The organism is Ruminococcus sp. (genome assembly GCF_024691275.1).
Classification (GTDB): domain Bacteria; phylum Bacillota; class Clostridia; order Oscillospirales; family Ruminococcaceae; genus Ruminococcus.
Genome location: NZ_JAILNU010000098.1, coordinates 1 through 12902 on the forward strand (window position 1 = coordinate 1; position 12902 = coordinate 12902).

Here is a 12902-nt window from a genome sequence, read left to right on the forward strand (position 1 = left end):
TAATAATATATAGAACTGACCGTGACAACATAAGATGATCAATTCTTCAACATTCTGTTCAACATTTCAACATTTTACATTTAAACTGTGCATATCGCCAAAGTTTGTGAAAGTTTCAAGAATAGACTTGATTTATCTTAAAAAGATGGTAAAATATAGTTAGCACTCAAAGAAAGAGAGTGCTAAAAATCATTTTCGTTTATTCTTATTATTCAGGAGGTATATATTATGACTATCAAACCATTACAGGACAGAGTTGTCGTAAAAATGGCTGAAGCTGAGGAAACCACTCAGAGTGGCATCATCCTCACAGGCTCCGCTAAGGAAAAGCCCGAATTCGCTGAGGTAATCGAGGTAGGCCCCGGCACATCAGATGTTAAGATGGAAGTAAAGAAGGGCGATAAGGTCCTCATTTCCAAGTACTCAGGTACTAACGTTAAGCTCGACGGTGAGGAGTATATCATCGTAAGAATGGAAGACATACTCGCAATCGTTAAATAATGCGTAATTCATAATTCGGAATTCGTAATTATGGTATCGCCTTACGGCGATGTATCTAAATATTAAAATTCGTGAGCGTATGCGAACACATTTAATTACGCATTACGAGTTAAGAATTGATTCAAAGGAGATTTTATCATGGCTAAGGATATAAAGTACGGCGAAGACGCAAGAAAAGCACTTCAGGCAGGTATCGACAAGCTTGCTGATACAGTAAGAATAACAATGGGTCCTAAGGGCAGAAACGTTGTCCTTGACAAGAAGTTCGGCGCTCCCCTCATCACTAACGACGGTGTTACTATCGCTAAGGATATCGAGCTTGAGGACGCTTTCGAGAACATGGGCGCTCAGCTCGTCAAGGAAGTTGCTACAAAGACTAACGATGCTGCCGGTGACGGTACAACTACTGCTACTCTCCTCGCTCAGACTATCGTTCGTGAGGGTATGAAGAATATCGCAGCAGGCGCTAACCCGATGGTTCTCAAGAAGGGTATCGCAAAGGCTGTTGACGCTGCTGTAAAGGCTATCGTTGACAACTCAAAGGCTGTTCAGGGCAGCGAGGATATCGCAAGAGTAGGTACTGTTTCTTCTGCTGACGAGAACGTTGGTAAGCTCATCGCTGAGGCTATGGAAAAGGTAACTTCTGACGGAGTTATCACTATCGAAGAAAGCAAGACTGCCGAGACTTACAGCGAAGTAGTTGAGGGTATGCAGTTCGACAGAGGCTACATCTCACCTTATATGGTTACAGATGCTGACAAGATGGAAGCTGTTTACGATGACGCTTACGTTCTTATCACAGACAAGAAGATCTCATCTATCCAGGAGATCCTCCCGCTTCTCGAGCAGATCGTAAAGATGGGCAAGAAGCTCGTTATCATTGCTGAGGACGTAGAGGGCGAAGCTCTTACAACTATTATCCTTAATAACCTCCGCGGCACATTCAAGGTAGCAGCTGTTAAGGCTCCAGGCTTTGGCGACAGACGTAAGGAAATGCTCAAGGATATCGCAGTTCTCACAGGCGGCGAGGTAATTTCTTCCGAGCTCGGTCTTGAACTCAACGAGACAACTATTGAGCAGCTCGGTCAGGCTAAGCAGGTAGTTATCCAGAAGGAGAACACTATCATCGTTGACGGTGCAGGCGACAAGAAGGCTATCGAGTCAAGAGTTCACCAGATCCGTGCAGCTATTGAGACAACTACTTCCGACTTTGACCGCGAGAAGCTCCAGGAAAGACTTGCTAAGCTCGCTGGCGGTGTTGCAGTTATCAAGGTAGGTGCTGCTACAGAGATCGAGATGAAGGAAAAGAAGCTCCGCATCGAGGACGCTCTTGCAGCTACAAAGGCAGCTGTTGAAGAGGGTATCGTAGCAGGCGGCGGTACAGCATTCGTAAATGCTATGCCTGCTGTAAACAAGCTTATTCCATCACTTGACGGCGACGAGAAGACAGGTGCTAAGATAATCCTCAAGGCACTTGAAGCTCCTGTACGTCAGATCGCTGAGAACGCAGGCCTTGAGGGCAGCGTAATCATTGACAAGATAATCCGTTCACGTAAGGTCGGCTACGGTTTCGACGCTTACAACGAGGTTTACACAGACATGATACCTGCCGGTATCGTTGATCCTACTAAGGTTACAAGAAGCGCACTCCAGAACGCAGCTTCTGTAGCATCAATGGTTCTTACAACAGAGAGCCTTGTTGCTGATATCAAGGAAGATGCTCCTGCTGCTCCTGCAATGCCAGCAGGCGGAATGTATTAATGCAGCGTGACGCAAAAGTAATATAAAAGTTAAAGGCGAACTCGATTATTCGGGTTCGCCTTTTTCTGTAGGGGCGGATAATATCCGCCCGAAAATATTGGGCGTAGGGAACGCCGTCCACGGCGTTCCGAAAATGAGAAAGCGAACCATTTAAGGTTCGCTTTATTAGTACATTTCCTGTTCAAGAGAGCGGAACATATCCGCGTCAAAAAAATCCGAGATAGTCATATCAAGGCCGTCGCACAGCTTTTTTATCGTGACAATGCCGATATTCTTGGCTTTGTGGTTCACGATATCGTTTACAGTGGATTGCGTTACTCCCGAAATAGTCGAAAGCTTATTTACGGTTATGTTGTTTTGTTTGCATAGTTCGATTATGCGAGCTGAAACAGCTTCCGAAATATTCATATGAATGCTATCCTTTCATGTTATATTACATAAATAATAATAGCATTTTTTGTTGCATTTTATTGTCGGTAAACCGTTGACTTGTTTATTATTTTGTGATAAAATATAATCAACGGTAAACCGTTAGATTTGAAAGGGGAGATCTTTATGAAGAAAAGGTATAGTAAATTTTTTGCGTATATTCTTGCAGGTTCTGTAACGAGTTGCATCACACTTTCTTTTGGAGTTATATCTATGTTGTTCGCAGGGAAGAAAATCGAAGACTCTAAGAAGTTGATTCTTGTTTATTTGGTATGGATAGTAATTTCTGCTTTTATAGCATTTCTTCTGACGAAAAGACTTAATAGACGTACACCTGAAGGAGAAAGATTAGCAACGTGGTTTCGTGCATACTGGCTTGGTTTTCGTATAGCTTTTAAAATTGCATTATGTTTTACCCTTATCCTCTTACCCAAAATGAAGGGAATGCATTTGAACGTTTCCGAACAAGATGAGTATGAGCCGCATTGGTACGATGACCGCAGAAAGGTTCGTGACCCGAACGGCACAGAGTACAAAGTCGGCAGGTCGGGTGACTACATAAAAGACAGTTCGGGAAACTGGATAAAAGTGTATAGAGCCGATAACGGCGACCCGTACATTGAAAAAGATTCCGAGAAAATATGGCTTCAATAAGCAAAAATGCGAACCCGTTTTTACAGGTTCGCATTTTTCTGTAGGGGCGGATAATATCCGCCCTACGCAGTTAAAAAACCGCCTGCATAAAGCAGGCGGTTTCTCATTCATCAACAAATGTACTTTTGTATTCCGCGACTCTTGCCTTGTCGCCGTGGCAGTCCACCTCGATGTCCTCGCGCTTGATAAGCCTTAATATCAGGAAGAAAAGCAGTGAATAAGCAATAGCGTTTATCATGATACTGAAATAAATTCTCAGTCCGAGGATATTGCCCAGCATACCTGCGAACATGATAGCGATGCATATAAGAACGCTTGCTTCGAGCTTCTTTTTGTCGGTATCGAGCTGTACGAACGTGAGACATACCAGTCCCGACAGTACAGAGTGTACAATAGCAAGCAGGAGCGAATAAGGCTTATATGCAGATATCCTGTAGGAGTTGAGCTCCAGTATCATCATGGCTCCTTCGAGGACGATATACAGCGGCAGACATATCTTTAGTAACCTTCTTGCCCTCATAGCCGTAGCCATGAGCCAGCAGCCCCATATAAACAGGGCAAAGCCGCTGAATTCCACTGTATACGCCATAAATTCGAGGGTGTTTGAGAGTACGGAATCTGCATTATATGTCACATAGAATATCAAGCATATGATACAGAAGCCGACAAACAGCAGATTTGCGATCATGCAGTATTTAAGTCCGTTGTTAAGACGTTCGTGCATAGACAGCTCCTTAACCGAGTGCTTTCAGAGCTCTCTGTCCGATATCTTTTCTGTAGTGAGCGCCGTCGAAGCTTATCTTGGCAACTCCCTCGTAAGCCTTATCAAGAGCAGCCTGCAAGTTATCGCCCTTAGCTGTAACGCCGATAACTCTTCCGCCGTTTGTAAGGAACTCGCCCTTATCGCTGAGCTTAGTACCTGCATGGTATACGAAGCAGCCGTCTACCTGACCCTTATCGTCGAAGCCGTTCATAACGATGCCCTTTGGATAGCTCTCAGGGTAACCGCCGCTTGCCATAACTACGCAGGCGCAGCTGCCCTTATGCCACTTGATGTCAACCTTATCGAGCTCATGGTTGTATATAGCCTCGAATATCTCATAGAGGTCAGCGTCCAGCATCGGGAGAACTACCTGTGTTTCGGGATCACCGAAGCGGCAGTTGTACTCGATCACCTTTGGACCCTTTGGAGTAATCATAAGTCCGAAATAGAGACAGCCCTCAAATGTACGTCCCTCAGCGTTCATAGCATTCATAGTAGGGATAAATATTTTTTCCATGCACTCCTTAGCGATATCCTCTGTGTAGCATGGGTTAGGTGAGATAGTACCCATACCGCCTGTGTTGAGACCCTTGTCGCCGTCGAGAGCGCGTTTGTGATCCATTGAAGATATCATAGGAACCAAGGTCTTGCCGTCTGTGAAGCTGAGAACAGAAACCTCGGGACCTGTGAGGAATTCCTCTATAACTATACGAGCGGAGCTCTTACCGAATTTGAGCTCATCTATCATCTCGTGAACAGCTGCAACAGCCTCATCCTCGTTCTGAGCGATGATAACGCCCTTGCCGAGTGCAAGACCGTCAGCCTTGATAACAGCAGGGTAGCTATTCTGCTCTTTGAGGTAAGCGATAGCCTTGTCGGACTCTGTGAATACCTCATAGAAAGCAGTAGGGATATTGTACTTCTTCATAAGCTCCTTGGAGAAAACCTTAGAGCCTTCTATAATAGCAGCGTTAGCCTTAGGACCGAATGTCATGAAGCCCTCTGCCTGTAAAGCGTCTACCATACCGAGTACCAGCGGATCGTCAGGAGCAACAACTACCATATCAGGCTTGAGCTGTTTTGCGAGAGCAACAACGCCGTCAACGTCTGTAGCGCCAACATTGAAGCACTCAGCGTACTTTGAGATACCGCCGTTGCCCGGTGTGCAATAGAGCTTGCCAACCTTCGGGCTTTCAGCCAGCTTCATGATGATAGCGTGTTCACGACCGCCGCCGCCTACTACTAATATGTTTTTCATTAAAAAATTCCTCCTGTATGTAAGATTACATTTTTTTATTTAATATCCTTTATGGTAATGCCGTCAAGCATTTCTTCAATATCTGCCTTGTCGGTGTCTGCATGGTAAGAAGCGAATATTTCGTAAAGCAAACCGTCTTTTTCAAATAAATACCGCTCAAAGCTGATACAGTATTTTTTGTCATCGTTTTGAAGTATTTTTCGTTCAATATAAATGTGTTCGCAATTAATTCCGAACATCTCCTGTTGATCCCTGATTACTGTGGTATATTTTTCTTTGTGTTCTTTTGTTGAATTATATGATTTATCTGCAAGTTCAGCAGGTGAAGAATCGTATTCTTTTTTTACAGATACAGCTACATAGGGATAAAAAAGTTTGTCTGCATTATCTATTTCAGCAAATTGCTCTTTGACAATAAGAGTACTTTCTCGATATGGACCTTCTGTAATGTCATTTGTTCTGTCGGTACAGATGTATTTTGAACCTGTGTTTATGCTTATGTAATCGAAGTCATATACATCGGGCTTATTTGCAATACGATCATCAGATTTGTATTTAATACTTTTAACGATACGTTCTAAGACTCTTTTTACACGTTTTTCAGCCGAAGGCTTGCAATCTGCATATATATGCAGAAAATAAGTATCTGCGTTGATGATATATCCCATATTGAGTTCACCATTGACTTCGAGATACCTTTCAGATGAAAAGAAATAACCATTGTATGGAGAGTCTATGAGCTTATCATATACAGCATGTTTTTCGGTTGAATGAAAGTTCATATATGCGCCCGTTGTATCAATTTTATCGTTGAAAGGGATAGCGTCTACAGATATTTTTGCACCCATGCTTTCAAATACATACTCGTTACTGTTTACAAGTGACGAGCCGGAATCGACTTTGAAGCCATATGGTACTTTGAAGCTGAAACGCTCTGTTTTATATTCTTTTGAAGGTATGGAATGATAATAAATAAAACCGAAAACACCTGCTATTGCAAGTACAATGACAGATAAGATGATTATTAGAATTTTTTTCATAGTTAAATTACCCCAATTTTAGATTTACCCTTATATCATTTTATAATAACGAACGGTACAGAACCACTTCTGCTCATTCGCTAAAAGCTTATTATATTTTGATCCCTTTTGTCATTCCATTTTTATTTGGTGTTTTTCCTGCGTATATCTCGATAGCAGCACAGCAGAACACCATTATGAAAGCCGCTGTGACAAGGAAGCTTGTAAAGCTTCTTATAGAGTTTATGGAAGCAGTCATAGCAGCCGTGCCTGCGCCGTAGGAAGTGGTTATGAGCGAGAAAGATATTCTGTCAATGATAATAGAAGCTGTTATATTGATGATATACAACACACCTGCCAGCAGCAGTGTGACGATGCCTCTATTGTGCTTCATATCCAGTCTTACATAGTTTACGGCAGAAAGTATGCCGATAGGAGCGGCTACAATAAGAGCTTCTGTGATAAGTGTGATCTTGATTTCTGTAGGCAGCCCCTCAGCGGTTATATGATCGCCGAAAAAAAGTGTATGCAAAGAAAAGTGGTTATTCATTATAAAGAATATATCCAGCGCCAGCTTAGCTACGCAAAAAAGAGCTGCGGTTATTTGTGTGATTCGTAGTGCGTTTGGTTTTTGCATTTTAGTCTCCTTGATTATTTGTACTTTAAATGTTTTACATGACGATCTTCGTCGATTCCGAGTGCAGCAGCCGTGCATACGAGCACCAGTGCGCCGACGAGGAGTATACTAAAGAAAAATGTTGCATATTCCGTGCGCTGTATGAGCAGCTTTTCGGAACGTGTATCCACAATAGACGAGTGTGACGTAAAGAGTGCTATGGCGTGTTCGGCAACAAAACCGAGGATCCACAGTGCAGGAGCAGCTTTAAGAGTGCGTCTGCAACGTTTTGCAGAGAAAGCCCAGCCTGTACAGCTTATTATGTAAATGAAGAATGGCACCCATGGTATCCATGAAAGGCACAGTATCACTTTACATTTGCCTGATATCATCATATTCGGGTAGAGCTCCTTGAATGCGTCGCTTGAAACAGCGTCTGTGACGGCTCCCGAAAGGATATAGGCAAGAATAGTTATGATAACGTACACACCGCAGAAAATAGCGGCTAAGATATATAGATTTTTCAGCGAGATAGAATTATAGTTACTGTTCATATGGTCGCCTCCGAATTAGATAAAAATATAACACACGGTATTATTCCGTATTAAATTTATTGCATAACTATAGTATATCATACTGGTGCAGATTTTGCAAGCCATTTATTGTTCTGATTCAGAGGGATTTATCTGGAGAAGGCTCAGTTCACTTACGCATTATCAGTCACTTTTAATGTGCTGAGCAGATCGGCTATTTTTACATCGACAAATCCGAAATTTGAGCTCTCTGCATAGACACAGAGGTACTTGCCGCCGCAGTCGGCAAAATAGGTTCTTGCGTGGGTATTTTCATCGACAGCCCATTCGTAATAAGAAAACGAGAATTTCGCTGTTACAAGAGGCCCTGTAAAGATTATATTTTCGTTTTTGCTTGCTTCCTCGACTATCTCCTGAGCAGTTTTGCCGCCGTGATCGTCATCGGATATATAGACTGATACACCGCATGAAACTATGTCCTTGTCGGTTATCATGCGCAGGTCGCAGGTATCATTTTCGCTGCTTTTGTAAGCCCATATTCTCGGATCTGCGTAGAGCGAGAAGCCTTTTCCGCTGTATGTGCCGTTATCGAAAGAGGTATTCTCGTCGTGAACAGCGGCAGTGATAGGCTGAGTTGTCTGTTTTTCGTCAGAAGTGCTTTTTTTCTCGCAGCCGCACATAGCTGCCGCGATCAGAAGAGCTGCGATGAAGGCTTTAAAAGAATGACTTTTCATATATTACTCCATAATGTAAGGCTGCGGTCATACTCTGACCGCAGCCTTGATCTACTTATCTATCAGTGGTGGAACAGACGAATGCCTGTGAATGCCATTGCGATATTGTACTTGTTGCAGGTCTCGATAACATTATCATCGCGGATTGAACCGCCTGGTTCAGCGATATATTCAACGCCTGATTTCTTAGCGCGTTCGATGTTGTCGCCGAATGGGAAGAAAGCATCGGAACCGAGGCAAACGCCTGTGTTCTTTGCGAGCCATGCTTTCTTTTCCTCGCGTGTGAATACAGCAGGCTTGACCTTGAAGATACGCTGCCATTCGCCTTCGCGGAGAACGTCCTCGTACTCATCGCCGATGTATACGTCGATAGCGTTGTCGCGGTCTGCACGGCGGATATCGTCAACGAACTGAAGACCCATTACCTGTGGAGACTGTCTCAGCCACCAGTTGTCAGCCTTCTGACCTGCAAGACGTGTGCAGTGGATACGTGACTGCTGACCTGCACCGATACCGATCGCCTGACCGTCCTTAACGTAGCAAACGGAGTTGGACTGAGTATATTTCAGAGTGATGAGAGAGATAAGGAGGTCGTCCTTCTTGTCGTCGGGGATATCCTTATTTTCTGTAACAACGTTAGCGAGAAGCTCACGGTTGATATCCAGCTCATTGCGTCCCTGCTCGAAGGATACGCCGTAAACCTGCTTTGTCTCGATAGGAGCAGGCTTGTAGTTCTCGTTCATTTTGAGTATGCAGTAAGTACCCTTTCTCTTTGATTTGAGTATCTCAAGAGCCTCGGGATCGTAATCGGGAGCGATAACGCCGTCTGATACCTCACGCTGGATCATCTTAGCTGTGCAAACGTCCACCTTGTCTGAGAGAGCAATGAAGTCGCCGTAAGAGGACATTCTGTCAGCGCCTCTTGCTCTTGCGTAAGCGCTTGCAAGTGGAGAAAGCTCACCAAGATCGTCTACCCAGTAGATCTTCTTGAGGTCGTCGCTGAGAGGTCTGCCGATAGCAGCTCCGGCAGGGGATACGTGCTTGAATGAAGTAGCTGCGCACATACCTGTAGCAGCCTTCAGCTCCTTAACGAGCTGCCAGCCGTTGAAAGCGTCGAGGAGGTTGATATAGCCGGGCTTGCCGCAGAGAACCTCGATAGGGAGCTCGCTGCCGTCAGCCATATAAACTCTTGACGGTTTCTGATTTGGGTTACAGCCATATTTTAACTGCATTTCATTTGACATGGTTAATGTCCTCCTTATATTAATTCATAATTCTTATTTCTTTTGATCTGCCTTATTGACTTTTCTTATTCTGTCGAGCTCTTTGCGGATATTGCCGACCCATTCGGTGTCGCCGTTGGTTATGCGGTATACCCTGAAGCCGTATGCGATGCCGTTTTCGTAGACTGACTTTTCGTCATCCACATGGAGGTCGATGCGATAGACCGAGGGGTACTTCGATGGAAAATTCTTCCTTCCTCTTGCGACCTCTTTTTCATGCCGCGAAGCGTTGACGATACTGTCGATCCTTATGCCGTAGTGTTTGAAGATACCGCGGATATACTTTTCGCTCCTGTTGGAGGTGGTATATATCCAAAGCTCGGTATCGGAGTTGTTTATCTCTGTGAGGAGCTCCACAGCGCCTTTTCTCAGTTTGTCCTTGTAGATAAGGCTGTACGGGAATTTCAGTTCGGGTTCTGTGGGGACTTCCGCAGGATTCACGAAAAGCGTTTCATCAAGATCAAATGATATTTTCATATTTATAATTATACGCAGTTGGTATTATTGAAATAATAAGAAGATAGCGCCTATAAAGAAGCAAACTATAGCTATGAACAGGAACAGCAGAAAGAACTCTATACCTGTTTTTAACTTCTTTGGCGGCTCGATGTTACCGTTGGGGATAGTACTGCCGTTTGGTATATTTCTTGCAATGACAAGCGGCCCCACAAAGAGCAGGAGAGCTGCAAGAAAGAGCAGAGTAACTGACAAGATAAGGAACTTGTGGGGCATAAAGAAGGTTATCCAGCCGCCGAGGCTTAAAACTGTCTTTATGATGCCGATGAGGATCGACTGGTTTTTCCATTTCATCATGTCGGCATTGTATCTTTCCATGATGACAGGATCAGGCTGAGGCTGTAATTCAGCGTCAGCCTTACCGAAGCATATCATGTTTCCGCAGTAGCGGCAGGTGAATTCGGTCTGACTGGTGTCGCCGTCCACAATAGCATTGCATGACGGACAAGTGATACGGATATTTGACATTTTATTATTCTCCCATAATACTCTATATCATTTATTGTTGTTAAGAAGAGTAAGACAACAGTGGATATCAGCCGTGAATTATAGCATATAAAATAGCAGAACAGAAAGCAGCTCCGCCCATAAGCAGAAAGCCCATACCTATGGTTTTGAACAGCAGACCCGTTTTTGAGACATTATCAATGGCGAAGTCCTTGTACTCATCTCTGAACAGCGGATAATTCGCACATTTCAAGATAGAGCATACGATATGTGAGAATAAAGCGATCATTATGAGCATAACGCCGATGGCGATAAGGTCGCCTTCTTCGTCATCGCTTACAACAGCTGCCAGAAAACCGAGGAAGAACAATAAGCTTGTTATAGTATACATACGGTTTCTTTTCTTTATCCAGAGCTTCATAGCTGCCTTGTACTGCTTTTCGGCGTTCAGGCGCTTGTCGAGGTCGCTTACCTTTCCGCGCAGACCTATTGCTTCAGCCTCGGCCTTTGCATCATCGAAGCATACCTCAGAGCCGCAGTACGGGCAGGTGCCGAAGTAAGCGTCTTTCTTGCGTTCAACGCCCGCTCCGCAGTGAGGGCACTGTATTGAGATAATATCCATTATATTACTTACCACCTATGTTATATAATGTCGGATTATTTGTTCTTGTTTACTATGCGTGTCTCCTCAGCATTTGTTTCGAGGTCTACGTAGCGAACGAAGAGTGAAACCTTGTTATCAGCGTTGAGGTTGTTCCAGAGCATATCTGTGAACTCGTCGATATTGCCGCTGATGCCTACGAGCTTAGGTTCGCCCTCAAAGCTTGGAAGCGGATTGCCGTCGCCCATATAAGTATGGATAAAGTGACCTTCGCCTGCGACAGGATTTGTATATGTGAAGGTATATCTCTGACATGAATCAGGGTTGCCGTTAGCGCTCTTGAGGATAGACATAGCGTAGTTGAAGCCCTTGTTTTCGAAGTGGAGTATTCCTGAGATACGAGGTGTATAGTTAGGAGCATCGTCCTCGAATTCGCGTGTGCGGAGAGCCTGCTCGAAGGTATACTGCTTGTCCATAAGCTCGTAGATAGTATCTGTCTGGTCGCCGTTAGTAACGATGAGCTTATTGCCGAGAACTCTTACGGGAGCGTAGATGATAAGGTGTGGGTCTGTGAGCTTAGAAGGGTCGAAAGCTTCTGTGCGAATGCCCTTGCCGTCCTCGATGAATACGCGGTTGCGGCTGTTTTCACTTCTGCCCATGATGAAGTAAGCGGTAACAGCATACTTTCCGCAGTCGGATCTGCCGATAACGATACCTCTGCCTGGGTAAGCATTTGTGCTGAGTTCCTTTGCAAGATCAAGCTTTTTCATAATAATAGCTCCTTTCGGGAATGGTTTAATTATACTTGAACAGTATGGTCATTATCAGATCAAAAAGCAGTAATCCGAAGACCACAAGTGTTATGATATTGAGCGTTTTCTTTTTCGGCTTTGCCAGCAGCCGATCGTAGAAAGGCTGCACCAGATACATGAATAACATTCCGCCCAAGCCGAAGCGGACAGATGTGCTCAGAGCGATACGCGCCTGAAAATTGTATTTGTACCGTGCATAAGTCTGCCACGGCCATGCACCTGTTGTGTATTCAAAGATGTATGTAGCGATAAGCTCGACTATTGTTGCCACTGTCATACAGCCGAGGAAGATTAGCAGCGGTTTGGCTATATTCAGCCATTTGTTGTCCTTTTTCTTCATCAGGCGGCTGAAAAACAGCAGAAACAGCAAAGCTCCCACTCCGTACACGGGAACGTAAGGACCATACATCTCGCCCCTGTTATGAAATCCCCAGCGGTACACTACGACTTCGAGAAAGACCTCATAGCACCAGCCGAGGAAGGCATACATCCAGAAGCACAGAAAGAGCTTCTGAATAATTTGTTTTTCCAATAATTCCTTTATTTTCTGCATTGGGTTATTTAACGTAAGCCTTTCCGTTGATTATCTCTATCCTGTCCTGACAGAAGAGAGATACCGCCTCGGGGAGTATCTTCCACTCAGCCTGTTCCATTATGCGCTTTTGGAGTGACTCTGGAGTATCACCGTTTTCTACGGGGACAGCTTTCTGTATTATTATTGGTCCGCCGTCACACTCCTCGGTTACGAAATGTACCGTTGCGCCCGAGAGCTTCACTCCTGCCGCGAGAGCAGCCTCATGGACGTGCAGTCCGTAGAAGCCCTTTCCGCAGAAGCTGGGTATCAGTGCAGGGTGAACGTTCATCATTTTGTAGGGGAACGCCTTTACTACCTGCTCGTCGAGTATGGTCATGAATCCCGCATATACCACAAGGTCTGCCTTTTCCTCGATGAGAGCGTCGGTTACTGCCTTTGTG

General features: G+C 44.5%; 17 protein-coding genes. 3 read left to right on the top strand and 14 right to left on the bottom strand.

What is annotated here, in order from left to right; genetic code table 11:
• The first annotated feature begins 228 nt into the window (after window positions 1-228).
• A complete protein-coding gene (locus K6G33_RS11845) occupies window positions 229-501 on the top strand; it encodes a co-chaperone GroES (RefSeq protein ID WP_009986645.1) in 273 nt (90 codons plus the stop codon).
• A 138-nt stretch (window positions 502-639) separates the two neighbouring features.
• Window positions 640-2262 carry a chaperonin GroEL gene (groL, locus tag K6G33_RS11850; protein WP_296779716.1) on the top strand — a complete coding sequence of 541 codons (1623 nt, stop codon included), beginning with the start codon at window positions 640-642 and terminating at the stop codon, window positions 2260-2262.
• Window positions 2263-2427: 165 nt separating this feature from the next.
• On the opposite strand, the gene K6G33_RS11855 is transcribed toward groL, so the two are convergent.
• Entirely contained in the window at window positions 2428-2670 is a 243-nt protein-coding gene (locus K6G33_RS11855) for a helix-turn-helix domain-containing protein (protein WP_173449583.1), read from the bottom strand.
• A gap of 471 nt (window positions 2671-3141) precedes the next feature.
• Here K6G33_RS11855 and K6G33_RS11860 point away from each other — a divergent pair, with 471 nt between their 5' ends.
• Window positions 3142-3345 carry a hypothetical protein gene (locus K6G33_RS11860; RefSeq protein ID WP_296779719.1) on the top strand — a complete coding sequence of 68 codons (204 nt, stop codon included), beginning with the start codon at window positions 3142-3144 and terminating at the stop codon, window positions 3343-3345.
• A gap of 103 nt (window positions 3346-3448) precedes the next feature.
• Here the strand turns inward: K6G33_RS11860 and K6G33_RS11865 are convergent, their stop codons facing one another.
• The 13 genes from K6G33_RS11865 to K6G33_RS11925 form a co-directional block, all read right to left on the bottom strand.
• Window positions 3449-4069 (bottom strand): hypothetical protein, encoded by a 621-nt coding sequence (locus tag K6G33_RS11865; protein WP_296779721.1) that lies wholly within the window; start codon window positions 4067-4069, stop codon window positions 3449-3451.
• Between the two features lie 10 nt (window positions 4070-4079).
• Entirely contained in the window at window positions 4080-5366 is a 1287-nt protein-coding gene (purD, locus tag K6G33_RS11870) for a phosphoribosylamine--glycine ligase (protein ID WP_296779723.1), read from the bottom strand.
• A 35-nt stretch (window positions 5367-5401) separates the two neighbouring features.
• Window positions 5402-6406, bottom strand: coding sequence for a hypothetical protein (locus tag K6G33_RS11875; protein ID WP_296779726.1), 1005 nt, complete (start codon window positions 6404-6406; stop codon window positions 5402-5404).
• 91 nt (window positions 6407-6497) lie between these two features.
• Complete coding sequence (locus K6G33_RS11880; RefSeq protein WP_296779728.1) at window positions 6498-7022, bottom strand: hypothetical protein; 525 nt, start codon at window positions 7020-7022, stop codon at window positions 6498-6500.
• Window positions 7023-7036: 14 nt separating this feature from the next.
• The gene (locus tag K6G33_RS11885) at window positions 7037-7555 is read right to left on the bottom strand and encodes a hypothetical protein (RefSeq protein ID WP_296779730.1); all 519 of its coding nucleotides are present in this window, start codon (window positions 7553-7555) and stop codon (window positions 7037-7039) included.
• A gap of 152 nt (window positions 7556-7707) precedes the next feature.
• On the bottom strand, window positions 7708-8268 hold the full coding sequence (locus tag K6G33_RS11890) for a hypothetical protein (RefSeq protein ID WP_296779733.1): 561 nt from the start codon (window positions 8266-8268) through the stop codon (window positions 7708-7710).
• A 62-nt stretch (window positions 8269-8330) separates the two neighbouring features.
• Complete coding sequence (locus K6G33_RS11895; RefSeq protein WP_296779736.1) at window positions 8331-9512, bottom strand: phosphoribosylaminoimidazolecarboxamide formyltransferase; 1182 nt, start codon at window positions 9510-9512, stop codon at window positions 8331-8333.
• A gap of 33 nt (window positions 9513-9545) precedes the next feature.
• Window positions 9546-10028, bottom strand: a complete 483-nt coding sequence (locus tag K6G33_RS11900; RefSeq protein ID WP_296779738.1) for an HAD family hydrolase — start codon at window positions 10026-10028, stop codon at window positions 9546-9548.
• A gap of 24 nt (window positions 10029-10052) precedes the next feature.
• Entirely contained in the window at window positions 10053-10535 is a 483-nt protein-coding gene (locus K6G33_RS11905) for a hypothetical protein (RefSeq protein ID WP_296779741.1), read from the bottom strand.
• A 67-nt stretch (window positions 10536-10602) separates the two neighbouring features.
• Window positions 10603-11136 (bottom strand): hypothetical protein, encoded by a 534-nt coding sequence (locus K6G33_RS11910; protein ID WP_296779744.1) that lies wholly within the window; start codon window positions 11134-11136, stop codon window positions 10603-10605.
• 35 nt (window positions 11137-11171) lie between these two features.
• Complete coding sequence (locus tag K6G33_RS11915) at window positions 11172-11885, bottom strand: IMP cyclohydrolase (protein ID WP_296779746.1); 714 nt, start codon at window positions 11883-11885, stop codon at window positions 11172-11174.
• 25 nt (window positions 11886-11910) lie between these two features.
• Entirely contained in the window at window positions 11911-12459 is a 549-nt protein-coding gene (locus K6G33_RS11920; RefSeq protein WP_296779749.1) for a putative ABC transporter permease, read from the bottom strand.
• A 25-nt stretch (window positions 12460-12484) separates the two neighbouring features.
• Window positions 12485-12902: formyltransferase family protein (locus tag K6G33_RS11925; protein ID WP_296779751.1), on the bottom strand; the 418-nt coding region annotated here is incomplete at its 5' end.

What these genes read in the sequence shown, in the direction of transcription:
- K6G33_RS11845 (WP_009986645.1), top strand. Translation starts at nt 229, where the DNA reads ATGACTATCAAACCATTACAGGACAGAGTTGTCGTAAAAATGGCTGAA.
- groL (WP_296779716.1), top strand. Translation starts at nt 640, where the DNA reads ATGGCTAAGGATATAAAGTACGGCGAAGACGCAAGAAAAGCACTTCAG.
- K6G33_RS11855 (WP_173449583.1), bottom strand. Translation starts at nt 2,670, where the DNA reads ATGAATATTTCGGAAGCTGTTTCAGCTCGCATAATCGAACTATGCAAA.
- K6G33_RS11865 (WP_296779721.1), bottom strand. Translation starts at nt 4,069, where the DNA reads ATGCACGAACGTCTTAACAACGGACTTAAATACTGCATGATCGCAAAT.
- purD (WP_296779723.1), bottom strand. Translation starts at nt 5,366, where the DNA reads ATGAAAAACATATTAGTAGTAGGCGGCGGCGGTCGTGAACACGCTATC.
- K6G33_RS11875 (WP_296779726.1), bottom strand. Translation starts at nt 6,406, where the DNA reads ATGAAAAAAATTCTAATAATCATCTTATCTGTCATTGTACTTGCAATA.
- K6G33_RS11880 (WP_296779728.1), bottom strand. Translation starts at nt 7,022, where the DNA reads ATGCAAAAACCAAACGCACTACGAATCACACAAATAACCGCAGCTCTT.
- K6G33_RS11885 (WP_296779730.1), bottom strand. Translation starts at nt 7,555, where the DNA reads ATGAACAGTAACTATAATTCTATCTCGCTGAAAAATCTATATATCTTA.
- K6G33_RS11890 (WP_296779733.1), bottom strand. Translation starts at nt 8,268, where the DNA reads ATGAAAAGTCATTCTTTTAAAGCCTTCATCGCAGCTCTTCTGATCGCG.
- K6G33_RS11895 (WP_296779736.1), bottom strand. Translation starts at nt 9,512, where the DNA reads ATGTCAAATGAAATGCAGTTAAAATATGGCTGTAACCCAAATCAGAAA.
- K6G33_RS11900 (WP_296779738.1), bottom strand. Translation starts at nt 10,028, where the DNA reads ATGAAAATATCATTTGATCTTGATGAAACGCTTTTCGTGAATCCTGCG.
- K6G33_RS11905 (WP_296779741.1), bottom strand. Translation starts at nt 10,535, where the DNA reads ATGTCAAATATCCGTATCACTTGTCCGTCATGCAATGCTATTGTGGAC.
- K6G33_RS11910 (WP_296779744.1), bottom strand. Translation starts at nt 11,136, where the DNA reads ATGGATATTATCTCAATACAGTGCCCTCACTGCGGAGCGGGCGTTGAA.
- K6G33_RS11915 (WP_296779746.1), bottom strand. Translation starts at nt 11,885, where the DNA reads ATGAAAAAGCTTGATCTTGCAAAGGAACTCAGCACAAATGCTTACCCA.